The organism is Pseudoduganella plicata (assembly GCF_004421005.1).
GTDB classification, from domain to species: Bacteria; Pseudomonadota; Gammaproteobacteria; order Burkholderiales; family Burkholderiaceae_D; genus Rugamonas; species Rugamonas plicata.
Window position 1 is genome coordinate 3810753 of the sequence record NZ_CP038026.1, and the last position, 24976, is coordinate 3835728.

Here is a 24976-nt window from a genome sequence, read left to right on the forward strand (position 1 = left end):
ACGAAAACTGTCACTACGGCTGGGGCCGTGACAACATCTGTGCCTGACCCCGATGTTGTCAGCGGGCTCGTCTTTAGCGCTTACCAGCCGATCGGCTGTCCGTCGTACGTGACGTACGTTGCCTTGTCCAATGCGGGCAGTGACGCCAGCGTGGCGCGGATGCCGGCGGCGCTTTGTTCCGGGGTGATGTCCGCCTCGGCGCCGCCCATGTCCGTCTTGACCCAGCCCGGGTGGAACGCCACGCACGTCACGCCCTGGTTGCCGAACGTGATGGCCGTGTCGATCAGCACCGAGTTCAGCGCCGCCTTGCTGGCCCGGTACAGCGAACCGGTCGCACTGTGGCGCTCGCTGAGCGAGCCCATCTTCGATGAGATCACGGCCAGCTTGCCGCGCGTGGTCGCGACCATCGGCGCCAGGATCGGCAGCAGCCGCATTGCGGCCAGGACGTTGGTGTGCATGACGTTGTCGAAGTCGGCCTGGACGGGGAAGCCGTCATGGCGCGGCCCATAGACGCCCGCGTTCAGGATGGCGACGTCCAGATGCTCGCCGTCCAGCTTCCAGCCCAGCCCGGCGACGGCTTCCACGTTGGTGACGTCCAGCGCATGCACCTCCGCTCCCATCGCCACGAGTGCCGCGCAGTCTTCGTCCTTGCGTGCCGTGGCGATGACGCGCCAGCCCGCGTCCACGTACTGGCGTGCCAGCGCCTGGCCGATGCCGCGCGATGCGCCGATGACGAGTGCGGTCGCCATTACACCAGCTCGATGCCGACGGCAGTCGCTTCGCCGCCGCCGATGCACAGTGCCGCCACGCCGCGTTGCGCACCACGGTCCTTCAGCGCGCCCAGCAACGTGACGATGATGCGCGCGCCGGAGGCGCCGATCGGGTGGCCCAATGCGCAGGCGCCGCCATGGATGTTGACCTTGCTGTGCGGGATGTCCAGCTCGTGCATCGCGGCCATGGGCACGGCGGCAAACGCTTCGTTGATCTCGAACAGGTCGACATCGGCCACCTTCCAGCCGTTCTTTTTCAACAGCTTCTGGATGGCGCCGACGGGTGCCGTCGTGAATTCGTTCGGCGCCAGCGCATTGGTGGCGTGGCCGACGACCCTCGCGATGATGGGCGCGCCCAGCTGTCTGGCCGTCGACTCGCGCATCATGACCAGTGCGGCCGCGCCGTCGTTGATCGACGACGACGAGGCCGCCGTGATCGTGCCATCCTTCTTGAACGCCGGTTTCAGCGACGGGATCTTGTCCAGCTTGGCTTTCAGCGGACCTTCATCCTTGTCGATCACCGTGTCGCCGCCGCGGCCGGTCACGGTCACGGGGGCGATTTCCCAGGCGAACTTGCCGCCCGTTGCCGCAGCCTGCGCGCGCTTGACGGACTCGATGGCGTACGCGTCCTGCGCTTCGCGCGTAAAGCTGAATTTCGTCGCGCATTCTTCCGCAAACGTGCCCATCGAGCGGCCGCCGCCCGTCTTTTCATCCTTGCTGTAAGCGTCTTCCAGGCCGTCCAGCATCATGTGGTCGAACATCATGCCGTGGCCGATGCGGTAGCCGCCCCGTGCCTTCGGAATCAGGTAGGGGGCGTTGGTCATCGACTCCATGCCGCCGGCGATGACGACGTCGGCGCTGCCGGCGACCAGCTGGTCATGTGCGAAGATGGCAGCCTGCATGGCGGAGCCGCACATTTTCGACAGGGTGACGGCGCCCGTGGACGTGGGTAAGCCTGCCTTCAGCAGCGCCTGGCGGGCTGGCGCCTGTCCCTGGCCCGCCATCAGGCAGTTGCCGAAATAGACGTGCTCGACGAGTTCGGGCCGGATGCCGGCGCGCTCGACGGCCGCCTTGATCGCGACGGCACCAAGGTCATTTGCGGACAGGCTGGAAAAGTCGCCCTGGAAGGCGCCCATGGGGGTACGGGCTGCACCGACGATAACGATGGGATCGTTCATGTTGAAATAGTCTCCGGAAGAAGCGGCGCACCGGTCGTTGCCGGGGCCGCGGGTTGATTGCAGAAGCGTATCGCCTGCGGATACGGGAAAACGTCTTCGACGACACCGTCGAGAATGCGCTGCTTGCGCCCCTGCCACCACTCGGCGGTCAGCAGGTCGGCATGGTGCCTCATGAAACAGGTGCGGATCTTTGCGTTTCCCAGCAGGAATTTGCCGAATTGCTCAGGGAACACGTCGTGCTTGCCGATGGGGTACCAGGGTTCGGACGACATCTCGTCCTCCTCGTTTCTCGCCTCGGGAATCGTGCGGAACACGCAATCGGTGATGTATTCGATCTCGTCGTAGTCGTAGAACACGACGCGGCGGTGGCGCGTGACGCCGAAATTTTTATACAGCATATCGCCCGGGAAGATATTGGCGGCGACGAGATCCTTGATGGCATTGCCGTATTCGACGATGCCATGCTCGATGTCGGCATCATTGCCGGCCTGCTCCGCCTGCGTCAGCCACAGGTTCAGCGGCACCATGCGCCGCTCGATGTACAGGTGACGGATGATGAGGTTGTCGCCATCCTCCTCGATCAGCGACGGCGCGTGGTGCTTCAGCTCGGCCACGAGCGCCTCGGAAAAGCGCGCGCGCGGGAAAGCGACGTCGGAATACTCGAGCGTATCGGCCATGCGTCCCACGCGGTCGTGATGTTTGACGAGCAGGTACTTTTCCTTGATCTGCGCGCGCGTCGTGTCCTTTGGCGCCGGATAGAAATCCTTGATGACCTTGAACACATACGGGAACGACGGCAGCGCGAACACCAGCATGACAAGGCCGCGAATGCCGGGCGCCGTCTCGAACAGGTCGGACGAGTGTTTCAAATGCTGCAGGAAATCCCGGTAGAACAGCGTCTTGCCCTGCTTTTGCAGTCCCAGGATTGTGTAGATCTCGCTGCGCGGCTTGCGCGGCAGCAGCGTGCGCAGGAACTGCACGTAGGCTGACGGCACCTCCATGTCGACCAGGAAGTATGCCCGCGTAAACGAGAACAGGATGACGATCTGTTCGCGCTCCAGCAGCGCCGTGTCGAGCACGAGTTCGCCGTGCCGGTTGTGCAGGATGGGCACGACAAACGGCTGTTCGCGGTCGCCGTTGATCGCCTTGCCGACGATGTAGGCACCCTTGTTGCGGAAGAACAGGCTCGACAGGACCTGGAACTGCGCGTTCGGCTCCAGCACGTCGCCGAAAAAATCCTTTACGCGCGCCTCGACTTGCTGCACGTCGCGCGCCAGATTGGCAAACCTGGCGTCCAGCTGGAAGTTGGTGACGATGCGCTTCAATGTAAAGTGCATGCCGTCCACGGCAGGGTAGTAGACCCGGTACGTGGGCGCCAGCTCGTCCGTCTCGATATATTCGGTCGACACGACGGGCCGCACAAAAATGAACTCGTTGTGGAAGTAGCTGCGGTGCAGGATATTGCAGCACACGGAGTTGAAAAACGTTTCGGCCAGTTCCGGCCGCTTGTGGCCGGACAGGATGCCGATGTAGTGCAGCTTGGCCTCGCGCCAGACATCGTCCGTCAGCTCGGCCGGATCGTACTCGTCTTCCAGCAACTGCACGCATTCCTGCACGCGCCGATCATAAAAGCCGATCCGCTCGCGCGCGGCCGCCTGCGCGACCGCCCACTCCCCCGCTCGAAGTAGCGCTTCGCGTCCTGGCTGGCCTGGCGGAACAGCCGGTAATGCTTGTCGAAACCGTCGCGCATCGTCAACGCGATATCGAACGCGATCTGGGACGACAGCAGTTTGGGAAAAGCCTGGCTCATCGGCGTTCTCGCAAGGTGACTGCCGGGCCCGTGACAGGTTTGGTGACTGGCCCCGATGTTGTCACAAGCTCGGCGGTAGGGCTTGAGCTTACTTGGTTTCCGCGAACAGTTCGCGGCCGATCAGCATGCGGCGGATTTCGCTGGTGCCGGCGCCGATTTCGTACAGCTTGGCGTCGCGCCACAGGCGGCCCACCGGGTATTCGTTAATGTAGCCGTTGCCGCCCAGCGCCTGGATCGCCTCGCCTGCCATCCATGTGGCTTTTTCGGCGCTGTACAGGATGGCGCCGGCGGCGTCCTTGCGCAGCGCGCGCACCTGTTCCGGCGTCGTCGCGCGGTCGCATGCCTGGCCGACGGCGTACACGTAGGCCTTGCATGCCATCATCGTCGAGTACATATCGGCCAGCTTGCCCTGCATCAGCTGGAATTCGCCGATCGGCTGGCCGAACTGCTTGCGGTCGTGCACGTACGGTACGACAGCGTCCATGCACGCCTGCATGATGCCCAGCGGACCGCCGGACAGCACGGTGCGCTCGAAGTCCAGGCCCGACATCAGCACGTTGACGCCTTTTCCTAACCCGCCCAGCACGTTCTCGGCCGGCACTTCGCAGTCCTGGAACACCAGTTCACCCGTGTGCGAACCGCGCATGCCCAGCTTGTCGAGCTTCTGGGCGATCGAGAACCCTTTGAAACCTTTTTCGATCAGGAACGCCGTCATGCCGCGCGGGCCCGCTTCCAGGTCGTTCTTGGCATAGACGACCAGGGTATCCGCATCGGGACCGTTGGTGATCCACATCTTGGTGCCGTTCAGTACCCAGCGGTCGCCCTTGAAGTCCGCGCGCAGCTTCATGCTGACGACGTCCGACCCGGCGTTCGGCTCGGACATGGCCAGGGCGCCCACGTGCTCGCCCGAGATCAGTTTCGGCAGGTACTTGCGCTTCTGCTCTTCCGTGCCATTGCGCTTGATCTGGTTGACGCACAGGTTCGAGTGGGCACCGTACGACAGGCCGACGGACGCCGACGCGCGCGAAATCTCTTCCATTGCGACGATGTGCGCCAGATAGCCCATGTTGGCGCCGCCATACTCCTCGCCAACGGTAATGCCCAGCACGCCCAGCTCGCCCATCTTGCGCCACAGGTCCATCGGGAACTGGTCGGAACGGTCGATGTCGGCCGCGCGCGGCGCGATTTCCGCTGCCGCGAACTGCTGGACTGCTTCGCGCAGGGCGGCGATATCCTCGCCGTGGTCAAACGTCAGGCCTGGGAGATGGAGCATGTCTTCCTCGTCTTCTGGAGAATCGTTATGGATCGCAAATCATACGCCGATGTGACGTTAACGTAAACGTCAAGCAGAACGCTTGTACCTCATTGGCTGGCGGCCGCCTGGCGTTCGGCCAGCAGGCGCTTGCACTCTTCCTCGTGGGCCGTGATCTCGGACAGCGACATCTCGATATCCTCGCGCTGCTGTTCCAGGGTTTCCCGGTGCTGCGCCAGCACGGTGAGAAAACGGTGCATTTGCGCCTCGGTGTCCTTGGGCGACTCGTACATGTCGACCAGGCTCCTGATTTCCGACAGCGACAGACCCAGCCGCTTGCCCCGCAATGTCAGCTTCAGGCGGGTACGGTCGCGCGGCAGGTAGACGCGGTTGCGCCCGCCAGCGCCCTCGCGCGACGGGCTGAGCAGACCCTGGTCTTCATAAAAACGGATGGCGCGGGGGGTAATGTCGAACTCGCGGGCCAGTTCGGTGATGGTGTAGGTCGGCATGGCTTACAATAGATTCTCGGAGTTTCCGTTTACGTAACGTCAACTGCATTGTAGCCTTTCGATGGGCACGAGGAAAGAACGCCAATGAACCCGCTGGAATCCCAACTTCACTATCCACTGGGCGAGCAGGTGCCCGCACCGGGCGATGCTCTCGACATTGCCCCAGGCATGCGCTGGCTGCGGCTGCCGTTGCCGTTCGCACTCGACCATATCAATCTGTGGCTGCTGGACGACGCGGTGGACGGCGTGCCCGGCTATACGGTGGTGGACACGGGCGCATCGACGGACGCCTCGCGCGCCGGCTGGGAAGCCATTATGGCGCAGCAATTCGACGGCAAGCCGCTGCAGCGGGTGCTGGTCACGCATTGCCATCCCGATCATGTGGGCCTGGCGGACTGGCTGTGCACACGCTGGCAGGTGCCGCTGGCAATGACGGCTGGCGAGTATGCGTTTGCGCGCATGATGGCGGCGGCGCTGCCCGGCGTGGATGGTACGGCGGCGTTGCCGCACTTCCAGCGCCACGGCCTGACGGATGCGGACATGCTGGAAAAGATGCAGAGCCGCCGCAATTACTACCCGTCGCTGGTGCCGGCCGTGCCGCAGTGCTATGACCGGCTGCAGGACGGGCAGGTGGTGGAGATCGGCGGGCGCGGCTGGCGCGTCATCACGGGCTTCGGCCATTCGCCCGAGCACGCCTCACTGTATTGCGCCGAGCTGAACGTGCTGGTGTCGGGCGACATGGTGCTGCCGCGCATTTCGACCAACGTCTCCGTGTTCGCCATCGAGCCAGAAGGCAACCCGCTGCAGCAATACCTCGACTCGTTGAATAAATTTCATGCCCTGCCGGACGACGTGCTGGTCCTGCCGGCCCACGGCCGGGCGTTTCAGGGGCTGCACACCCGCATCGACCAGCTGCGCTCGCACCATGCCGCGCGGCTGGAAGAGGTGGTTGAAGCGTGCCAGCAGCCGCGCACGGCGGCCGAGATCGTACCGATCATGTTCCGCCGTCCGCTGGACGCACACATGCTCAGCTTTGCGCTGGGCGAGGCCCTGGCCCATCTGCATAAATTATGGCGGGACGGTATCGTGCGACGTGAAAGTGACGGTGGCGGCATGATACGTTTTCGTACCGCGCGATGACAGAGTAGCGGTTTCGTTGCAATTGGCCAGTGCGTGCGCAATGAAAAATTCGTAACAAAGAGGCGGTTGTGAACGTCTCTGGCGTCTCTTCGTGCTAATTATTGCTAAAAATACAATGGATGTGTCCGTTGTACCAATGGAACAGGCTTTCAAGAAAAGCTTATATTCCACTTGCAAGTTAGATTATGACTGGCTACTGTGATTGATTGGAGGTTAAAATGTTAATTTTAATCAGCCCAAATTTGTCACAATCGGTCTGAGCACGCTTGAGACTGACATTCATGTCGTGACATGAAATAGTGCAACTATGAATTCTTCGAATGAACGCGAAAGCTTTAGCCAGCGGCTACAGCAGGCCTTGAAAAACGCCCACTACTCTCCCGACAGCCCAACCCGACTGGCCCGAGAATTTAACATCCGCTTCGATGGCCGGCCGATTACCGTCCACGCTGCCCGAAAATGGCTGGTCGGGGAAGCGATCCCCACCCAGGAAAAGCTGCGCATGATCGCGCAATGGCTGGGTGTGCCTGCGGAATGGCTGCGCTTTGGCGGCCCGGAAGCGGCGGCCCCGGCAGGCGACGGTGGCAACGCGCCATCGCGTTTCGAATCGGCCGATGTGAAGCTGATTGCCGACTTGCAGCGGCTCGATGAGCACCACCGCCAGATCGCCAGGGAGTTCATTCGGATGCTGGTACGGGTGAACTACCAGAAGTAATCGGGGGCAGGCACCTATCGTCGGGTCCGGAACTCGACGATAGGTGCTTGCCCCCGCCCCGCCAACCACAGATGCGTCCCGCCAGCACTGGCGGGCTGCCGCATACCGCATGCCGCATGCCGGCGTGCGGCATCTTCACGGACGTCCGCCATGCGCAGGCGGGCCGGCCTGCGTCATTGCCGCTCGGGCGAGCCTGCAGTGCTGGCGCGCGTCGGTCTGGCCGTGTCGTCCGTCAGCCGTTCAAACCATTCCAGCGCGGCGCGCCCGCCAGTTCAATCCCCAACAGATCGATCACGCGCGCGACGGTATGGTCGACGATGTCGTCGATCGTCTGTGGCTTGTGATAAAAGCTGGGCAGCGGAGGAAACACGATGCCGCCCATCTCGGTGACGGCCGTCATGTTGCGCAGGTGCGCCAGGTTGAACGGCGTCTCGCGCACCATCAGGATCAGGCGGCGCCGCTCTTTCAGGACGACGTCGGCGGCGCGCGCAATGAGATTGTCCGACAGCCCGTGCGCGACGGCTGCCAGCGTTTTCATGGAGCAGGGGGCAATCACCATGGCGTCCGTCTGGTAGGAGCCGCTGGCAATGGTGGCGCCCACGTTGTGGGACTTGTGAACGACGTCGGCCAGCGCTTCCACTTCGCGCCGGGCCATGCCCGTCTCTTCATGCAAGGTCAGTACCGCGGCGTCCGAAATCACCAGGTGCGTTTCGATCCGCGGTCCCTGCGCGTTCAGCGCGCGCAGGGTTTGCAGCAGTCGCACGCCATACACGGCGCCGGTGGCGCCCGTGATGGCAATGACGATCCGCCGCGGGCGGTCAGCCATTATTTTGCAGCAGTGCCTTCAGTTCGCCCGATTCGTACATCTCGCTCATGATGTCCGAGCCGCCCACGAATTCGCCGCGCACGTACAGCTGCGGAATCGTCGGCCAGTTCGAATATTCCTTGATGCCCTGACGGACTTCCGGATCGTCCAGCACGTTCACGGTGGCGATGTTCTCGACGCCGCATGCTTTCAGGATCTGGATCGCACGGCCGGAAAAGCCGCACTGCGGGAACTGGGCGGTGCCTTTCATGAACAACACCACCGGGGCGGTCGTCACGGTTTCCTTGATCCAGTTTTGTACGTCGCTCATAGCTGCCTCGAAAAGAAAAATTTGGGATAGGCGCATTTTACAGGGAATCGCCCCACGCCTGCAGGCACGGCCGCGCGGGGCGGCCGCTGCCCGCCGTCAGCCCTTCAGCTTGGCAAACGCCGCCGCCATCGAACCGCCCATGGCCGGCTCGCGCGACTGCGATTTCTGCTGCTGGCCCATGGCGCGGCGGTCGGTGCGATCGGCCCGCTGTTCCGGCTTCGTGCCGGGCTGCGGCGCGCTGTCGGACAGGCGCATCGTCAGGGCGATGCGCTTCCTCTTCTCGTCCACTTCCAGCACTTTCACCTTGACGACCTGGCCCGCCTTGAGCACTGTGTGCGGGTCCTTCACGAAACTGGTCGACAGGGCGGAAATGTGCACAAGGCCGTCCTGGTGCACGCCGATGTCGACAAATGCGCCAAACGCGGCCACGTTGGTAACAACGCCTTCCAGGATCATGTCCGGCCGCAGGTCGCGGATTTCCTCGACGCCTTCCTTGAACGTGGCCGTCGTGAATTCGGGACGCGGGTCGCGGCCCGGCTTTTCCAGCTCTTTGAGGATGTCCGTCACCGTCGGCACGCCGAATGTTTCATCCGCATACTTGGCCGGATTCAAGCTCTTCAGCACGGACGCGGCACCGATGACGCCCTTGATGTCTTTCTTGATGTCCGCCAGGATTTTTTCCACCACCGGGTACGACTCGGGGTGTACGGCGGACGCGTCCAGCGGGTTGTCGCTGTTCATCACACGCAGGAAGCCGGCGGCCTGTTCGAACGTTTTCTCGCCCAGGCGCGGCACGGCCTTCAGTGCCGCGCGCGAGGTGAACGCCCCCTTCATGTCGCGGTAGGTGACGATGCTCTGCGCCACGCTGGCCGACAGGCCGGACACGCGCGCCAAGAGCGGCGCCGAGGCCGTGTTGACGTCGACACCGACGGCATTCACGCAATCCTCGACGACGGCGTCCAGCGTGCGCGCCAGTTGCGACTGGCTCACATCGTGCTGGTATTGGCCCACGCCAATCGATTTCGGGTCGATTTTCACCAGCTCGGCCAGCGGATCCTGCAAGCGTCGGGCAATCGAAACCGCACCGCGGATCGATACGTCCAGGTCCGGCAACTCGCGCGACGCGAATTCGGAGGCCGAATACACCGACGCGCCCGCTTCCGAGACGACAATTTTCGTCAGCTTCAGTTCCGGGTGACGTTTGATGAGATCCTGCGCCAGTTTGTCCGTCTCGCGCGACGCGGTGCCGTTGCCGATCGAAATCAGGGAGACATTGTGTCTGGCCGCCAGCTGACCCAGCGTGTGCAGCGTGCCTTCCCAATCGTTGCGCGGCTGGTGTGGATAAACCGTGGCGGTATCCACAACCTTGCCGGTCGCATCGACCACGGCCACTTTGACACCTGTGCGCAGGCCTGGGTCCAGGCCCATCGTTGCACGCGGGCCGGCCGGGGCCGCCAGCAGCAGCGCTTTTAAATTCGTTGCAAACACGCTGATGGCGTCCAGCTCCGCCTTGTCGCGCAGCGCGCCCATCAGTTCGCTTTCCAGGTGCATGAAGCTTTTCACGCGCCACGTCCAGCGCACGGTGTCGGTCAACCACTTGTCGGCCGGGCGGCCGGCGGACTTGATGCCGAAATGCGCGGCAATGCGGCTTTCGCACGGGTTGTGCGGCGCGTCCCACTTCGGTTTTTCCGCTTCCGTGTCCAGGCGCAACGTCACGTCGAGGATGCCTTCGCGGCGCCCGCGCAGCAGGGCCAGGGCCCGGTGCGACGGCACGGCGGCCAGCGGTTCCGAATAATCGAAGTAATCGGCAAACTTTTCGCCTTCTTCCTGTTTGCCTTCCACCACTTTCGATTCGACGACGCCGTGGTCCTGTACATATTCGCGCAGCGACTGCAGCAGATTCGCGTCCTCGGCAAAGCGTTCCATCAGGATCTGTCGCGCGCCGTCCAGTGCCGCTTTGGTGTCCGGCACGCCAGGATTGTTGCCGTCCGTACTCGTAAACGCGTCGCGCAGGAATTTGCCGGCTTCGGCTTCAGGATTGATGGTCGGGTCGGCCAACAGGCTGTCCGCCAGTGGCGCCAGGCCGGCTTCGATGGCGATCTGGGCCTTCGTACGCCGTTTCTGTTTGTACGGCAGATACAAATCTTCCAGCCGGGTCTTGTCCTCGGCATGCATGACAGCGTCCAGCAGCGCCGGCGTCATCTTGTTCTGTTCGGTAATGGACGCCACGATGGCGGCGCGCCGGTCTTCCAGCTCGCGCAGGTAGCGCAAGCGCTCTTCCAGCAGACGCAGCTGGATATCGTCCAGCCCGCCAGTGGCTTCCTTGCGGTAACGGGCGATAAAGGGGACGGTGGCACCCTCATCCAGCAGGGCGACGGCGGCGGCCACCTGGGCCGGCTTGGCGGCCAGTTCGACGGCCAGGCGTTGTTCGATTGAAGGCAGCATGTATTGAATTCCGGTCAGACAAGCCCGGAATGATACGCCCTCCGCAGGTCAGGTCCAGTCTTGACAGCGCAACAGACCTGTGCCCCCGCGCATTCGGGACGCTAAGTTAGAACTTTCACAAACACAAAAACCCTGTTGGCGGATAATATTGCGTGTTGCTGTTTTTGAACCGTCTCAATACGACATGCGCCCAATGGATTTGACCCGCGACGAAACCCGCGAAGTTCCCGCTGCTCCCGCTGCCCCGGCCAACCCGCCGGCGACGCAGCTGCCCTATGCCGTGGCCACGTGGCTGCAGCGCGTTGACGCAGCCGCGCATCCGAAGGCGAAGCTTGCTCCCACCGATCCCGACCCGAAGCAGACCACGTACCGGCTGATCTATGTGCTGGCCCCGACGTCCGGTGGCCGGCACGTGGCGCTGTGCCTGTACAAGGCGCGCCTGAGGCCGAACGGCGACGTGGCGGCAGCCAGTCCCGTCAACGAAGTGTTCTCGCTGCTGTCCACGCCGCCCGCGTTCCTGGAGCCGGGCGACGAGGATCTGGTCCGATTCTTTGTTGCCATGCGCACAGGGCCGAACTCGCAGACGGGCAGCGCGACCGAACCGCGAGGCAAGATCGGCGCCGCCCTGCTGCAAATGCTGTCAGAACAGGATAAGTTGCTGTGGGCAAATTCCTGGGCGGACGTTGGCAATGGCCTCGTCTATCCGATGAAGGCGGGCCCCCAACGCACGGCCAACCTGGCCTGGCGCGAAGAGGGCAAGGGGTTGCGCCTGGGCTGGAAAGTCGAGGCGCCGGAAGGCAGCCGCAACGCTGGGGCTGACCAGATCGACTACATGCTGCCGACCGAACCGCCGTGGTATATCGACAATCTGTCCTGCGGCGTACTGCACCTGAACCAGGGCGGTGCGGATATTCCGCTGGCCGACCTGCAGGCACTGGTCGCGCAAGCGCCATTGCTGATGCCGAACGACAAGATGCGCGTGTCGCAACTGCTGCTGGCCCATGGCCTGCAACAGCTGATGCCACTGCCTCAGCCGTTGCCGCAGCGTCTGCGCGACGACGTCAAGCCGCGCCCGATCCTCGTGCTCGACTCGGCCCAGCTGGCCGATGGCACGGCGCAGCGCTGGCACGATTACGCCGTGCTGTCCTACGACTACGATGGCGAGCGGGTATCGTTCGACCCATCGCAGCGCGTCGTGCGCCAGCGCGGCGAAGTGACGGAAATCATCCAGCGCGACGAGACGGCCGAAGCCGCCGCGCTGGAAATGCTGACGGGCCTCGGTTTCCGCAAGCCAACGGCATTGCCGCTCTCCAGCGTGCGCGGCGGCTTGCTGCTGGCCAACCAGGCGGACTGGATCCGTTTTGCCGAGTTCGGTATCGAGCAGCTGAAAGCCGAAGGCTGGCAGGTCGAGAAAACGTCGAAATACCGTTATGACATGACGGCGGTGGACGACTGGTATGCCGAAGTCGAGGAAGAGGGCCCGGAAACGGGCAACGCGTGGTTCGAGCTGGAGCTGGGCGTCACCGTCGAGCAGGAACGTATTCCGCTGTTGCCGGTGCTGGTGCAGATGATCCGCAATATGCCCAACGACTTCAGTCCGAAAGCGCTGGCCCTGCATGGCGAGACGGACCAGATGCTGGCCACGTTACCGAACGGCAAGCGCGTGGCGCTGCCGTGGCAGCGGGTCAAGCCGATTCTGACGACCTTGGGCGAACTGTATTTCAACGACAAGATCCGCCATGCCGTGCGCATGGCCACCCTGGACGCGGCGCGCTTGGACGAGCTGGCCAAGAGCGGCGAGTTCGTCTGGACCGGCGGCGAAGAACTGCGCGACATGGGCCGCCGCCTGAACCAGTTCTCGTCCGTCAAACGCATCGAGACGCCGGCCGGCCTGCAGGCCACGCTGCGCGACTACCAGACCGACGGTCTGTCGTGGATGCAATTCCTGCGCGAATACGGCCTGGCCGGCATTCTGGCCGACGACATGGGCCTCGGTAAAACGGTGCAGACGCTGGCCCACATTCTGGTCGAAAAGGAGTCGGGACGGATGACGCAGCCGACGCTCGTCATCGCGCCTACCAGCCTGATGGGTAACTGGCAGGACGAGGCGGCGCGGTTCGCACCAAGCCTGAATGTGCTGCTGCTGCAGGGCAAGGATCGCGCCGAGCTGTTCGACAAGATTCCGGAGGCGGACCTGGTGCTGACGACGTATGCATTGCTGCCCCGTGACGAGGAAAAGCTGCGCGAGCACGATTTCCACATGGTCATCCTGGACGAATCGCACTACATCAAGAACACCCGCTCGAAAGCCGCCCAGAGCGCCGGCCTGCTGCGCACGAAACATCGGCTGTGCCTGTCCGGCACGCCGTTGGAAAACCACCTGGGCGAGTTGTGGTCGCAATTCCACTTCCTGCTGCCGGGCCTGCTGGGCGACGAAAAATCGTTCAATTCGCAGTTCCGTCACCCGATCGAACGCCAGGACGACCCCGTGCGCCGCATGCTGCTGAACCGCCGCATCAAGCCGTTCCTGCTGCGCCGTACCAAGGACAGCGTGGCGAAGGAACTGCCGCCCAAGACGGAAATGGTGCGCCGCGTGGAACTGACGGGCGGCCAGCGCGACCTGTACGAAACCGTACGCCTGGCGATGGACCAGAAAGTGCGCGAGGAAATCGACCGCAAGGGCGTGGCGCGCAGCCAGATCGTCATCCTCGAGGCACTGCTGAAGCTGCGCCAGGTGTGCTGCGATCCGCGCCTAGTCAAGACGTTGTCGCCACGCAAGCAGCAGGCAGCAGGCTCGGCAAAGCTGACGGACCTGATGCAGATGCTGGAAGACCTGCTGGAAGAAGATCGCAAGATTCTTGTGTTCTCGCAGTTCACGTCGATGCTGGAACTGATCGAGGAAGAGCTGGAAGCGCGCGACATCCCGTACGCGCTGCTGACGGGCGAGACCCGCGACCGCGGCGCGCAGGTGGCCGCGTTCCAGCAGGGCGCCGTGCCGATCTTCCTGATCAGCCTGAAGGCGGGTGGTGTCGGCCTGAACCTGACAGCCGCCGATACCGTCATCCACTACGACCCGTGGTGGAATCCGGCGGCAGAAAACCAGGCAACGGACCGCGCCTGGCGCATCGGGCAGGATAAACCCGTGTTTGTCTATAAATTGATTGCCAAGGGCACGCTGGAAGAGAAAATCCAGGTGCTGCAGCAGAAGAAGGCCGATCTGGCCAATTCCGTGCTGGCCGAAGGCGAATCGCAGAAGATGGCGCTGACGCAGGAAGACCTGCAGCAGATCTTTGCCCCCCTGGCGGACTGACATGGCCATCGCGCCCGGCGACTATCGGCTGATGCTGGACTACAGCAGCGACATCCACTGGATGGTCGACTGCGCCACGGCGCGGCTGCTGTATGTCAGCCCGGCGGCCGCGCGGTTGCTGGGCTGGGAGCCGGAGACGGTGCAGGCCGTCGCGGACAACCTGCTGGTGGACTTGCCTGCCCGGCTCGCCCGCGTTGAAAACGGCGACGACACGCGTCGCACGGTGCGACGGGAAGCCGAGCTGGAGGGCCGTAACGGTCCTGTTCCCGTCGAGATCGAATCGACGCTCGTGGCGACCCCGGAAGGGCTGCGGCTGGTCGGTGTCGTGCGCGATATCACGAGCCGCCGCGCCGGCGATGCTCAGCAGAAAAAATTCGCATCGATGCTGTCCCATGAATTTCGCACCCCGCTGGCAACGATCGATGGCGCCATCCAGCGTCTGGAAATGACGCACGGGAATGCGGATGAGGCCACCAAAAAGCGGTATCGCAAGATTCAGGGGGCCGTTGACCGACTCTTGGCCATGATGGATGAGTACCTGTCGCCGGACCGGCTGGCCAGCATTGGCCGCGAGCGGCAGGAAAATTCCATCGATCCGGCGGCGCTGGTGGAACAGGTCGCCGAAGAGGGGCGCCAGCGTCGTCGCACGGTCGTCGTTCATTGCGGTGAGCTGCAAGCGCGGGTGCGTTGCGATCCTGCCGGCATACGGATGTGTCTGGAAGTTCTGCTGGACAATGCCATCAAATACAGTCCCGACGTTAGCACTATTGAAATATTTGCCGGAAAGGCAAGTGAAGGTGGCGTAGAATTCGTCGTCGCCGATACCGGCCCAGCCATACCTACCGACGAACTCGAGCGAGTGTTCGACAAGGGCTTTCGCGGACGCGCGACGGCCACGGTTCCAGGGTCTGGTTTGGGTTTATACATGGCAAAATCCATTGTTGAAGTGCACGGTGGCAATGTCTCGGTACAGAATTTGCTTGAAAGCGGCAAAAAATTCCGGATTTGGCTACCTGTGCCCCTATAAGCCTTGCACCCACTCGTTACTGCCGTGATAATCCTTTGACATAGCGTAACAACTGTAAGAATGGCGCATCGATGACGCAATTACTGATCGTGGAAGACAACCTGGAATACGCCGAAGAGATGGCGGAATTCCTAACAGAATTGGGGCACGAAGTCGGCATTACGAACAATGCTGGAGAAATGTGGTCGGCGCTGAGCCAGGGCAATGTCGGTGTCGTCGTACTCGACCTGGGCCTGCCGGACGAGGATGGCATCAACGTCATCCCGCGCATGCGCCAGCTGTATCCGCAAATCGGCCTGATCGTGCTGACGGGGCGCGTCAATTTCGACAGCCGCATCATGGGACTTCGCCTGGGTGCCGATCACTACCTGACGAAACCGATCAAATTCCCGGAACTGGCCGCCCATCTGGAAGCGCTGGACCGCCGCGTGGGCCCGCAGGAAACGGCCCCGCTGCCTAGCAAGTGGACGCTGCGCCTGGCGGCACGCCAGCTGGAACTGCAGGGACAAGCCATCACGTTGACGGAAAAAGAGTGCAACTTCCTGCACCTGCTGACGATTAACACGCGGCCGGTGCCGCGCCAGGTGATCGTCGCGGGCATTGGCGGCGACGACCCGGATGCCGGCCGCCGCGTCGACATGCTGGTCTATCGTCTGCGCAAGAAGGCAAAAACCGGGCTCGGTCAGGACCTGCCGCTGCGTAGTGCGTATGGCGAGGGCTACAGCCTGTCCGCCAGTTTCAATCTATCATAGCCTCCGGCGGTCCAGGTCAAAACGAGGGACAGGCACCCATCCTTGGGCAATGTTTCCCAAAAAATGGGTGGCTGTCCCCGATTTCAATCAAGCGGCCATAAGGATGGCCGCTCCCGCTCGCTTAGTTCTGCGCAGTAGCCGCCTGTTCGATCAGCTTCGCCACTTCCGCCGGGTGTGACGTCATCACGACGTGCGATGCACCCGCCACTTCCACCGTTTTACGCGATTGCGCCCGTTGCGCCATGAATTTCAGCGCGGCGGCGGGGATGTTCTTGTCCGCCGTACCGTAGACGAAGTACGAAGGCACGTTCTTCCATGCCGGCGCACCCGCCGCTTCTTTCAATGCCGACTCGGCGATCGGACGCTGGCCAACGGCCATCAGCTGGGCCTTGGCTTTCGGCACGTCGGCAGCGAACTGCTGGTGGAATTTCGACTGGTCGATGTACAGGTCCTTGCCGCCATCAGGCAGGGCGACCGGTGCGGCCAGGGCCCCACCCAGGGTGCTGCCGGGGAAGCGGCCGGACAGTTCGATTGCGTTCTCACCGGCTTCCGGCGCAAAGGCCGCCACGTACACCAGGCTCTTCACGTTGGCGTTGCCTTGCGCTGCCGTCGAAATCACGGCGCCGCCATAAGAGTGGCCAACCAGCACGACCGGACCCTTGATGCCTTTGACGACACTCGACACCACCTCGGCATCGCCCTTGACGCTGCGCAGCGGGTTGGCAGCGGCAATCACGCTGTAGCCGTCGGCCTGCAGTTTGGCGGCGACGCCATCCCAGCTCGACGAGTCGGCAAAGGCGCCATGCACCAGCACGACAGTAGGCTTGACGGCGGGGGCCGGTGCGGCGGATACGGCAGCAGCGGAACCGATCAGGGCGGCGGCGACGGCGATGGAGGTGATGGCTTTCATGGTATTTTCCTTTAATGTCAGGGTTAGTGTGTTATTTAATCGTGCACTACATATATGTTACCTGTACTGGCAAATAGTTCCGTGCTGCGCAGGCCGGGTGCTGTGCCTGTTGCTCTGCCGAGGTCTCCTTCGGTGCACTGCGCGCTGCCATGGAATGAACTATAAATAGCGTGCGATCTAATAGCAAGCGATTTTTGTATTTATTTTTTTGTCACCGCCCGGATCGTGTCTACCTTGGGGGCAATGAAGGGGTTTCGCGGCACCGCTCCGTGCCTGTAAGGCGGCGATGACTTGCTGTTACAGCTCCCTTCACCCCCTGCGCAGACACGAGCTCTGCAGGTGTTTTTATTTTTCGGCCGATGCCGGTATCGGCGATCCGGCAGAGGGGAAGGTACGGACCGAACTTGGAAGCGGCAAACGCAACGGGCTGGAGAAAATCGACGAAGTCAGCCTGCCGGCGGGTCACAGGCGATCTTGGGACGGAGTCATTGCGATGAGTTACGATAGCACTTTTGCCCAGTCGCTCCCATGGCCCGCCTGCCCCGCCTCATCGTCCCCTCGCAACCGCACTACGTCATCCAGCGTGGCCTGAACGGGCAGCCGGTGTTCCAGGATGAGGAGGACTACACCACGTTCCTCGCGTGGCTGCGCTCGGCAGCACGAACGTACAAGGTGGCGATTCACGCTTATGTACTGCTGCCGGACCAGCTGCATCTGCTGGCCACGCCATCGGACGAGGACGGTCTGGGCCAGATGATGCAATGGCTGGGGCGTTACTATGTGCCGCACTACAACCAGAAATATGGCCGCGCCGGCACGTTATGGCATGGCCGCTATAAGACGTCGGTCGTCGATCCGGACAATTACCTGCTGATCTGCAGCCGCTACATGGAGTTCGCGCCCGTGCGTGCCGGGCTGGCTGCGGCGCCAGACCAGTATCCATGGTCGACCTACGCGCACCACGTTGGCGCCAGGCCGGATGGTATCGTCACGGACCATCCGACGTACTGGTCTCTGGGAAATACGCCCTTTCAGCGGGAGGCCGCCTATATCGAACTGGCTAACCAGTATCTGACGGGCGCGCAGATTCAGGCCGTGGAGGCCGCGGTGCTGAAAGGCTGGCCTCTGGGCACTGAACAGTACAAGAAGACGCTGGAGCAGCGCGCAAAGCGCCAGGTCCTGCCGGCCAAGCGGGGGAGACCGTTCAAGAACGCAGCTGAGCAGGGATAACAGCGGCATCCAGCATCGCGGGGCCGAGTCACTGACGATTACTCCAGAACGCCAGCTACCGGTTGCCAAGACGGGCCAAGGTCTTCCGACTTAGCACTGCCAGCGCGTAATACGCAACATTTCCCTGAAAATCCGGGGCTTGCCCGGTTTTTTTGGGGCCCGCATTACTCTGTCCCTATTTAAAATTTGGTTATTCATTGCAGCGCTTAATTCGACTCCGACCCTAATTGTTTATGTTGAGTTTTTTTGTGCGTTGCACTAACCTGATTTTTCATTGAAAAAATTGGCACCGTAGAATGTGTTTCGCGGTCCTGCTTCGGAGAGTCCCATGAACGCGCAAGGTTTGTACGACCCAGCCAACGAACATGATGCCTGCGGCGTCGGTTTCGTCGCTCACATCAAAGGCAACAAGAGCCATTCCATTGTCGAGCAGGGTCTGTTGATCCTGAAAAACCTCGATCACAGGGGCGCTGTCGGTGCCGACAAGCTGATGGGCGACGGTGCCGGCATCCTGATCCAGATCCCCGACCAGTTCTACCGCGACGAGATGGCCAGGCAGGGTATCGAGCTGCCGCCTCCCGGCGAATACGGCGTGGGCATGGTGTTCCTGCCGAAGGAAAACGCGTCGCGCATTGCCTGCGAACAGGAAATCGAGCGCGCCGTGCGGATCGAAGGCCAGGTCGTGCTGGGCTGGCGCAATGTGCCGATCGACAGCGAAATGCCGATGTCGCCGCTGGTACGGGCCAAGGAACCGGTGATCCGCCAGATCTTTATCGGCCGCGGTCCGGACATCATGGTGACCGATGCGCTCGAGCGCAAACTGTACGTGATCCGCAAATCGTCGGGCCACGCGATCCAGGCGCTGAAACTAATCCACGGCAAGGAGTTCTTCGTGCCGTCGATGTCGGCCCGCACCGTGGTCTACAAGGGCCTGCTGCTGGCCGACCAGGTCGGCGTCTACTATAAAGACCTGCAGGATCCGCGCTGCGTGTCCGCGCTGGCGCTGGTGCACCAGCGCTTCTCGACCAACACGTTCCCGGAATGGCCGCTGGCCCACCCGTACCGCCTGATCGCCCACAATGGCGAGATCAACACCGTCAAGGGCAACTTCAACTGGATGCGCGCCCGCGAAGGCGTCATGAAGTCGGCTGTGCTGGGCGACGACCTGCAAAAGCTGTTCCCGCTGATCTATGAAGGCCAGTCGGACACCGCGTGCTTTGACAATGCGCTGGAACTGCTGCTGATGGCAGGTTATCCGCTGGCCCAGGCAATGATGATGATGATCCCGGAAGCGTGGGAAAATCACACCACGATGGACGACAATCGCAAGGCGTTCTATGAATATCACGCCGCGATGATGGAACCATGGGACGGCCCCGCCGCCATGGCCTTCACCGACGGCCGCTACATTGGCGGCACGCTGGACCGCAATGGCCTGCGTCCGGCGCGCTACATCGTCACCGACGACGACCTGGTCGTCATGGCATCCGAATCGGGCGTGCTGCCGATCCCGGAATCGAAGATCATCCAGAAATGGCGCCTGCAGCCGGGCAAGATGTTCCTGATCGACCTGGAAGCGGGCCGCATCATCGACGATAAAGAGCTCAAGGACACGTACGCCAACGCCAAGCCCTATAAAGCGTGGATCAACGCGGTGCGCATCAAGCTGAACGCCCTGAAACTGTCGGAAAGCCAGTTGCAGCACAACGTGACGAAATACGGCACCGCGCAGGGCGAGAAGCAGCCGGCCGCGCTGCTGGACCGCCAGCAGGCGTTCGGCTACACGCAGGAAGACCTGCGCTTCCTGCTGGCGCCAATGGCCGTCAACGGCGAAGAGGCCGTCGGCTCGATGGGCAATGACTCGCCGCTGGCCGTCATGTCCAACAAACTCAAGCCGCTGTATAACTACTTCAAGCAGCTGTTCGCCCAGGTGACGAACCCGCCGATCGACCCGATCCGCGAAGCGATGGTGATGTCGCTGGTATCGTTCATCGGTCCGAAGCCGAACCTGCTGGACACGAACAACGTCAACCCGCCGATGCGCCTGGAAGTGACGCAGCCCGTGCTGTCGTTCGACGACATGGCGCGCCTGCGCCACATCGGCCAGCACACGGGCGGCAAGTTCAAGTCGTATGAACTGTCGATCTGCTACCCGCTGGCGTGGGGCAAGGAAGGCGTGGAAGCGTCGCTGGCGTCGCTGTGCGCGGAAGCCGTCGATGCGATCAAGTCCGGCCACAACATCCTGATCGTATCGGACCGCGCCATCTGCGCTGACCGCGTGGCGATTCCGGCGTTGCTGGCAACGTCGGCGATCCACCAGCATCTGGTCAGCAAAGGCCTGCGCGCCTCGACCGGTCTCGTCGTTGAGACGGGTTCGGCGCGCGAGACGCACCACTTCGCGCTGCTGGCCGGTTATGGCGCCGAAGCCGTGCACCCGTACCTGGCGATGGAAACCCTGGCCGACCTGGCGCACGCACTGCCGGGCAGCCTGACGGCGGACCAGGCCATCTACAACTACACCAAGGCCGTGGGCAAGGGTCTGATGAAGGTGATGTCGAAGATGGGCATTTCCACGTATATGTCGTACTGCGGCGCGCAGATTTTCGAAGCCGTCGGCCTGAACAAGTCCGTCGTCGACAAGTATTTCAAGGGCACGGCATCGAACGTGCAGGGGATCGGCCTGTTCGAAGTTGCCGAGGAAGGCCTGCGCCTGCACAACCTGGCGTTCGGTAACGACCCGACCCTGGCGAAGAGCCTCGATGCGGGCGGCGAATATGCCTATCGCGTGCGTGGGGAGGACCACCTGTGGACGCCGGATGCGATCGCCAAGCTGCAGCATTCGACCCGCGCCAACAACTTCTCGACGTACAAAGAGTATGCGCAGATCATCAACGACCAGACCCGCCGTCACCTGACGTTGCGCGGCCTGTTCGAGTTCCGGATCGATCCTTCGAAGGCGATCCCGCTGGACGAAGTGGAACCGGCCAAGGAAATCGTCAAGCGCTTTGCCACCGGCGCGATGTCGATGGGCTCGATCTCCACGGAAGCGCACGCGACCCTGGCAATTGCCATGAACCGCATCGGCGGCAAGTCCAATACGGGCGAAGGCGGCGAGGATCCGAACCGCTTCGTCAACGAACTGAAGGGCATTCCGATCAGGCAGGGCGCGACGATGGCCGATGTCATCGGCAAGGACCAGGTCGTTGTCGACATCCCGCTGCAGGATGGCGACTCGCTGCGTTCGCGCATCAAGCAGGTGGCGTCCGGCCGCTTCGGCGTCACGGCGGAATACCTGAACTCGGCCGACCAGATCCAGATCAAGATGGCGCAGGGCGCCAAGCCGGGCGAAGGCGGCCAGCTGCCGGGCCACAAGGTGTCCGGCTACATCGCCACCTTGCGCTTTGCCGTGCCGGGTGTCGGCCTGATCTCGCCGCCACCGCACCACGATATCTATTCGATCGAGGATCTGGCGCAGCTGATCCACGATCTGAAGAACGTGAATCCGCGTGCGTCGATCTCCGTCAAACTGGTGTCCGAAGTGGGTATCGGTACGGTCGCCGCCGGTGTGTCGAAAGCCAAGGCCGACCACGTGGTGGTGGCCGGCCATGACGGCGGCACGGGCGCTTCGCCACTGTCGTCGGTGAAGCACGCCGGCACGCCGTGGGAGCTGGGCCTGGCCGAGACACAGCAGACGCTGGTGCTCAATGGCCTGCGCAACCGTATCCGCGTGCAGGCCGACGGCCAGATGCGCACGGGGCGCGACGTCGTCATCGCGGCCATGCTGGGCGCGGACGAGATCGGCTTTGCCACGGCACCGCTGGTGGTGGAAGGCTGCATCATGATGCGCAAGTGCCACCTGAACACGTGCCCGGTTGGCGTTGCCACGCAGGACCCGGAACTGCGCGCGAAGTTCCAGGGCAAGCCCGAACACGTCGTCAATTACTTCTTCTTCGTTGCCGAAGAGGCCCGCCAGCTGATGGCACAACTGGGCATCCGCACGTACAACGAGCTGATCGGCCGCTCCGACCTGCTGGACAAATCGAAGGCGATCTCGCACTGGAAGGCGCAGGGACTGGACTTCTCGGCCATCTTCTACCAGCCGAAGGTGGACGAGGGTCTGTGCATCTACCACAACGAGGACCAGGAACACGGCCTGGAAAAGGCGCTCGATCACAAGCTGATCGCGCAGGCCAAGGCGGCGCTGGAGAAGGGCGAGCGCGTCTCGTTCATCTCGCCGGTGAAGAACCTGAACCGCACCGTCGGCACGATGCTGTCGGGCGAGGTGGCCAAGCGCTACGGCCACGCCGGCCTGCCGGACGACACGATCCACATCCAGCTGCAGGGCACTGCCGGCCAGTCGGCCTGCGCGTTCCTGGCGCATGGCATCACGATCGACCTGGTGGGTGAGGGCAACGACTACGTGGGTAAAGGCCTGTCGGGCGGGCGCATCATTGTGCGGCCGAACACCGAGTTCCGTGGCTGGGCCGTCAACAACATCATCATCGGTAACACGGTGCTGTACGGTGCCATTTCCGGCGAGGCATTCTTCAACGGCGTGGCGGGCGAGCGTTTCGCCGTGCGTAACTCGGGTGCGACGGCTGTCGTCGAAGGCCTGGGCGACCACGGCTGCGAATACATGACGGGCGGCACCGTCGTCGTGCTGGGCAACACGGGCCGCAACTTCGCGGCGGGCATGTCGGGCGGTATCGCCTACGTGTACGACCCGGACGGCGACTTCGAGAGGAAGTGCAACCTGTCGATGGTCAGCCTGGAGGAAGTGCTGCCGGCAACGGAACAGCATCTGGACAAGTCGACCTGGCACGCCCAGCACCGCAATGGCACGCCGGAAGCGGACGAGACGATCCTGAGGCGCCTGATCGAACGTCACTTCAAGCACACGGGCAGCACGCGCGCCCGCCTCTTGCTGGATACTTGGGCGGAAAGCCGTGGCAAGTTCGTCAAGGTCTTCCCGAATGAATACAAGCGTGCACTGGTGGAGCTGGCCGACAACGCCGCCATCGAAGCCGAAACGCAAGCCATCGCCGCGTAAGAAGGAATATATAAATGGGCAAAATCACCGGTTTCATGGAATTCCAGCGGCAGGAAGAGCAATACCTGCCTCCCGAGTCGCGTCTGAAGAACTATAAGGAGTTCGTCCTCAAGCTGACGGACGAGCAGGCCAAGGTGCAGGGTGCGCGCTGCATGGATTGCGGCATCCCGTTCTGCAACTCGGGCTGCCCGGTCAACAACATCATTCCGGACTGGAACGACCTGGTGTATCGCCAGCATTACCGCCAGGCGCTGGACGTGCTGCATCAAACCAATAATTTTCCGGAATTCACGGGCCGCATCTGCCCGGCGCCGTGCGAGAGCGCTTGTACGCTGGGCATCGCCGACGATCCCGTCGGCATCAAGTCGATCGAGCACAAGATCATCGACGAGGGCTGGGAGCACGGCTGGGTCAAGCCGCAGCCGCCGGAGAAAAAAACCGGCAAGACCGTCGCCATCGTCGGTTCCGGTCCGGCCGGCCTGGCGGCCGCGCAACAGCTGGCGCGCGCCGGGCATGACGTGACGGTGTTCGAGAAATCGGACCGCGCGGGCGGCCTGCTGCGTTACGGCATCCCCGACTTCAAGCTGGAAAAGTTCCATATCGACCGCCGGATCGAACAAATGGAAGCCGAAGGCGTCAAATTCCGCCTGTCCACGCTGATCGGCAAGGATTTCCCTGCCAACGTCAACAACTGGGCGAAAGAGACGATCTTCCCGGAAGACCTGGAGAAGGAATTCGACGCCGTCGTCATCGCCGGCGGCGCCGAGCAGCCGCGCGACCTGCCGGTGCCGGGCCGCGAGCTGAAGGGCGTGCATTTCGCGATGGACTTCCTGCCGCTGCAGAACAAGATCAATGCCGGCGACAAGGTGAAGGATCAGATCAAGGCCACGGGCAAGCACGTCGTCGTCATTGGCGGCGGCGATACGGGCTCGGACTGTGTCGGCACGTCGAACCGCCATGGCGCTGCCAGCATCACGCAGTTCGAGCTGATGCCGATGCCGCCGGAGCAGGAGAACAAGCCGCTGGTCTGGCCGTACTGGCCGACGAAGCTGCGCACGTCGTCGTCGCACGAGGAAGGTTGCGAGCGCGACTGGGCCGTGGCAACCAAGCGCCTGGAAGGCAAGAACGGCAAAGTGGAAAAGCTGGTCGCCTGCCGCGTCGAGTGGAAGGACGGCAAGATGCAGGAAGTGCCGAACTCCGAGTTCGAGATGAAGGCCGACCTCGTGCTGCTGGCGATGGGTTTCGTCTCGCCCGTACAACAGGTGCTGGACGCGTTCGGCATCGACAAGGACGCCCGCGGCAATGCCCGTGCGACCACCGATGGCGAAGGTTGCTACAAGACCAGCAAGCCGAGCGTCTTCGCGGCCGGTGACATCCGCCGCGGCCAGTCGCTGGTGGTCTGGGCCATCCGCGAAGGCCGCCAGTGCGCCCGCGCTGTCGATGAATTCCTGATGGGGAACTCGGTCCTGCCGCGCTGACACGCATCGTTGCGCGCAAAAACCGGTGACAGGCACCGGTTTTTTTTCGCCAGCGCAGCGCCCGGCTGGCCGAAGGTTGGTCGTACCGTCCGGCGACAGGGACCACCAACACGGGGCGAAATCGGAGCCTGTCACCGGTTTTCCAGGGTGAGGCCCTATTTTCTTGGCAATTGTGCGGAGCAGCAAATTTACAACATTTGATGATTGTAAATTGCTGACTCTGCGGTTAGTAGTGTTGTATGATTCGCCTCTTAATTTCAGTAA

At 62.6% G+C, this 24976-nt stretch carries 16 protein-coding genes and 1 pseudogene; 8 read left to right on the plus strand and 9 right to left on the minus strand.

Annotated features, from left to right (window positions below; translation table 11 throughout):
• Positions 1-80: 80 nt before the first annotated feature.
• The 5 genes and pseudogenes from E1742_RS16705 to E1742_RS16725 all read right to left on the minus strand — a co-directional run bounded on the left by E1742_RS16705 (position 81) and on the right by E1742_RS16725 (position 5519).
• A complete protein-coding gene (locus E1742_RS16705) occupies positions 81-749 on the minus strand; it encodes an SDR family oxidoreductase (RefSeq protein WP_134386110.1) in 669 nt (222 codons plus the stop codon).
• Positions 749-1948, minus strand: a complete 1200-nt coding sequence (locus E1742_RS16710) for an acetyl-CoA C-acetyltransferase (RefSeq protein WP_134386111.1) — start codon at positions 1946-1948, stop codon at positions 749-751. The genes E1742_RS16705 and E1742_RS16710 overlap by 1 nt, the downstream gene beginning before the upstream one ends.
• Positions 1945-3758: pseudogene (gene aceK, locus E1742_RS16715) on the minus strand (bifunctional isocitrate dehydrogenase kinase/phosphatase). The gene E1742_RS16710 and the pseudogene aceK overlap by 4 nt, the downstream one beginning before the upstream one ends.
• An 88-nt stretch (positions 3759-3846) precedes the next feature.
• Complete coding sequence (locus E1742_RS16720; protein ID WP_134386112.1) at positions 3847-5031, minus strand: isovaleryl-CoA dehydrogenase; 1185 nt, start codon at positions 5029-5031, stop codon at positions 3847-3849.
• Between the two features lie 89 nt (positions 5032-5120).
• Positions 5121-5519 carry a MerR family transcriptional regulator gene (locus E1742_RS16725; RefSeq protein ID WP_134386113.1) on the minus strand — a complete coding sequence of 133 codons (399 nt, stop codon included), beginning with the start codon at positions 5517-5519 and terminating at the stop codon, positions 5121-5123.
• Between the two features lie 84 nt (positions 5520-5603).
• On the opposite strand from E1742_RS16725, the gene E1742_RS16730 reads away from it, so the two are divergent.
• On the plus strand, positions 5604-6659 hold the full coding sequence (locus E1742_RS16730) for an MBL fold metallo-hydrolase (protein WP_134386114.1): 1056 nt from the start codon (positions 5604-5606) through the stop codon (positions 6657-6659).
• A 307-nt stretch (positions 6660-6966) separates the two neighbouring features.
• A complete protein-coding gene (locus tag E1742_RS16735; RefSeq protein WP_134386115.1) occupies positions 6967-7374 on the plus strand; it encodes a hypothetical protein in 408 nt (135 codons plus the stop codon).
• 232 nt (positions 7375-7606) lie between these two features.
• Here the strand turns inward: E1742_RS16735 and E1742_RS16740 are convergent, their stop codons facing one another.
• The 3 genes from E1742_RS16740 to E1742_RS16750 form a co-directional block, all read right to left on the minus strand.
• Positions 7607-8200 carry a UbiX family flavin prenyltransferase gene (locus tag E1742_RS16740; protein ID WP_134386116.1) on the minus strand — a complete coding sequence of 198 codons (594 nt, stop codon included), beginning with the start codon at positions 8198-8200 and terminating at the stop codon, positions 7607-7609.
• Complete coding sequence (grxD, locus tag E1742_RS16745; RefSeq protein ID WP_134386117.1) at positions 8193-8510, minus strand: Grx4 family monothiol glutaredoxin; 318 nt, start codon at positions 8508-8510, stop codon at positions 8193-8195. The genes E1742_RS16740 and grxD overlap by 8 nt, the downstream gene beginning before the upstream one ends.
• 96 nt (positions 8511-8606) lie before the next feature.
• On the minus strand, positions 8607-10955 hold the full coding sequence (locus E1742_RS16750; RefSeq protein WP_134386118.1) for a Tex family protein: 2349 nt from the start codon (positions 10953-10955) through the stop codon (positions 8607-8609).
• Between the two features lie 193 nt (positions 10956-11148).
• Between E1742_RS16750 and E1742_RS16755 the strand changes: the two genes are divergently transcribed.
• From E1742_RS16755 to E1742_RS16765, 3 genes are all read left to right on the plus strand, one after another.
• Positions 11149-14265 (plus strand): DEAD/DEAH box helicase, encoded by a 3117-nt coding sequence (locus tag E1742_RS16755; RefSeq protein ID WP_134386119.1) that lies wholly within the window; start codon positions 11149-11151, stop codon positions 14263-14265.
• Between the two features lies 1 nt (position 14266).
• Complete coding sequence (locus tag E1742_RS16760) at positions 14267-15292, plus strand: PAS domain-containing sensor histidine kinase (RefSeq protein WP_134386120.1); 1026 nt, start codon at positions 14267-14269, stop codon at positions 15290-15292.
• 71 nt (positions 15293-15363) lie between these two features.
• Positions 15364-16044: a response regulator transcription factor gene (locus E1742_RS16765; protein ID WP_134386121.1), complete on the plus strand. Its 681-nt coding sequence runs from the start codon at positions 15364-15366 to the stop codon at positions 16042-16044.
• Positions 16045-16165: 121 nt separating this feature from the next.
• On the opposite strand, the gene E1742_RS16770 is transcribed toward E1742_RS16765, so the two are convergent.
• On the minus strand, positions 16166-16954 hold the full coding sequence (locus tag E1742_RS16770) for an alpha/beta fold hydrolase (protein WP_134386122.1): 789 nt from the start codon (positions 16952-16954) through the stop codon (positions 16166-16168).
• A gap of 528 nt (positions 16955-17482) precedes the next feature.
• On the opposite strand from E1742_RS16770, the gene E1742_RS16775 reads away from it, so the two are divergent.
• The 3 genes from E1742_RS16775 to E1742_RS16785 all read left to right on the plus strand — a co-directional run bounded on the left by E1742_RS16775 (position 17483) and on the right by E1742_RS16785 (position 24712).
• Complete coding sequence (locus tag E1742_RS16775) at positions 17483-18184, plus strand: transposase (protein ID WP_134386123.1); 702 nt, start codon at positions 17483-17485, stop codon at positions 18182-18184.
• A 328-nt stretch (positions 18185-18512) separates the two neighbouring features.
• Positions 18513-23234, plus strand: a complete 4722-nt coding sequence (locus tag E1742_RS16780) for a glutamate synthase-related protein (RefSeq protein ID WP_134386124.1) — start codon at positions 18513-18515, stop codon at positions 23232-23234.
• 14 nt (positions 23235-23248) lie between these two features.
• Entirely contained in the window at positions 23249-24712 is a 1464-nt protein-coding gene (locus E1742_RS16785; protein ID WP_134386125.1) for a glutamate synthase subunit beta, read from the plus strand.
• Positions 24713-24976: the final 264 nt, after the last annotated feature.

Bases quoted from the DNA above. Each gene is read 5' to 3' on its own strand.
- E1742_RS16705 (WP_134386110.1), bottom strand. From the start codon at position 749: ATGGCGACCGCACTCGTCATCGGCGCATCGCGCGGCATCGGCCAGGCG.
- E1742_RS16710 (WP_134386111.1), bottom strand. From the start codon at position 1,948: ATGAACGATCCCATCGTTATCGTCGGTGCAGCCCGTACCCCCATGGGC.
- E1742_RS16720 (WP_134386112.1), bottom strand. From the start codon at position 5,031: ATGCTCCATCTCCCAGGCCTGACGTTTGACCACGGCGAGGATATCGCC.
- E1742_RS16725 (WP_134386113.1), bottom strand. From the start codon at position 5,519: ATGCCGACCTACACCATCACCGAACTGGCCCGCGAGTTCGACATTACC.
- E1742_RS16730 (WP_134386114.1), top strand. From the start codon at position 5,604: ATGAACCCGCTGGAATCCCAACTTCACTATCCACTGGGCGAGCAGGTG.
- E1742_RS16735 (WP_134386115.1), top strand. From the start codon at position 6,967: ATGAATTCTTCGAATGAACGCGAAAGCTTTAGCCAGCGGCTACAGCAG.
- E1742_RS16740 (WP_134386116.1), bottom strand. From the start codon at position 8,200: ATGGCTGACCGCCCGCGGCGGATCGTCATTGCCATCACGGGCGCCACC.
- grxD (WP_134386117.1), bottom strand. From the start codon at position 8,510: ATGAGCGACGTACAAAACTGGATCAAGGAAACCGTGACGACCGCCCCG.
- E1742_RS16750 (WP_134386118.1), bottom strand. From the start codon at position 10,955: ATGCTGCCTTCAATCGAACAACGCCTGGCCGTCGAACTGGCCGCCAAG.
- E1742_RS16755 (WP_134386119.1), top strand. From the start codon at position 11,149: ATGGATTTGACCCGCGACGAAACCCGCGAAGTTCCCGCTGCTCCCGCT.
- E1742_RS16760 (WP_134386120.1), top strand. From the start codon at position 14,267: ATGGCCATCGCGCCCGGCGACTATCGGCTGATGCTGGACTACAGCAGC.
- E1742_RS16765 (WP_134386121.1), top strand. From the start codon at position 15,364: ATGACGCAATTACTGATCGTGGAAGACAACCTGGAATACGCCGAAGAG.
- E1742_RS16770 (WP_134386122.1), bottom strand. From the start codon at position 16,954: ATGAAAGCCATCACCTCCATCGCCGTCGCCGCCGCCCTGATCGGTTCC.
- E1742_RS16775 (WP_134386123.1), top strand. From the start codon at position 17,483: ATGGCCCGCCTGCCCCGCCTCATCGTCCCCTCGCAACCGCACTACGTC.
- E1742_RS16780 (WP_134386124.1), top strand. From the start codon at position 18,513: ATGAACGCGCAAGGTTTGTACGACCCAGCCAACGAACATGATGCCTGC.
- E1742_RS16785 (WP_134386125.1), top strand. From the start codon at position 23,249: ATGGGCAAAATCACCGGTTTCATGGAATTCCAGCGGCAGGAAGAGCAA.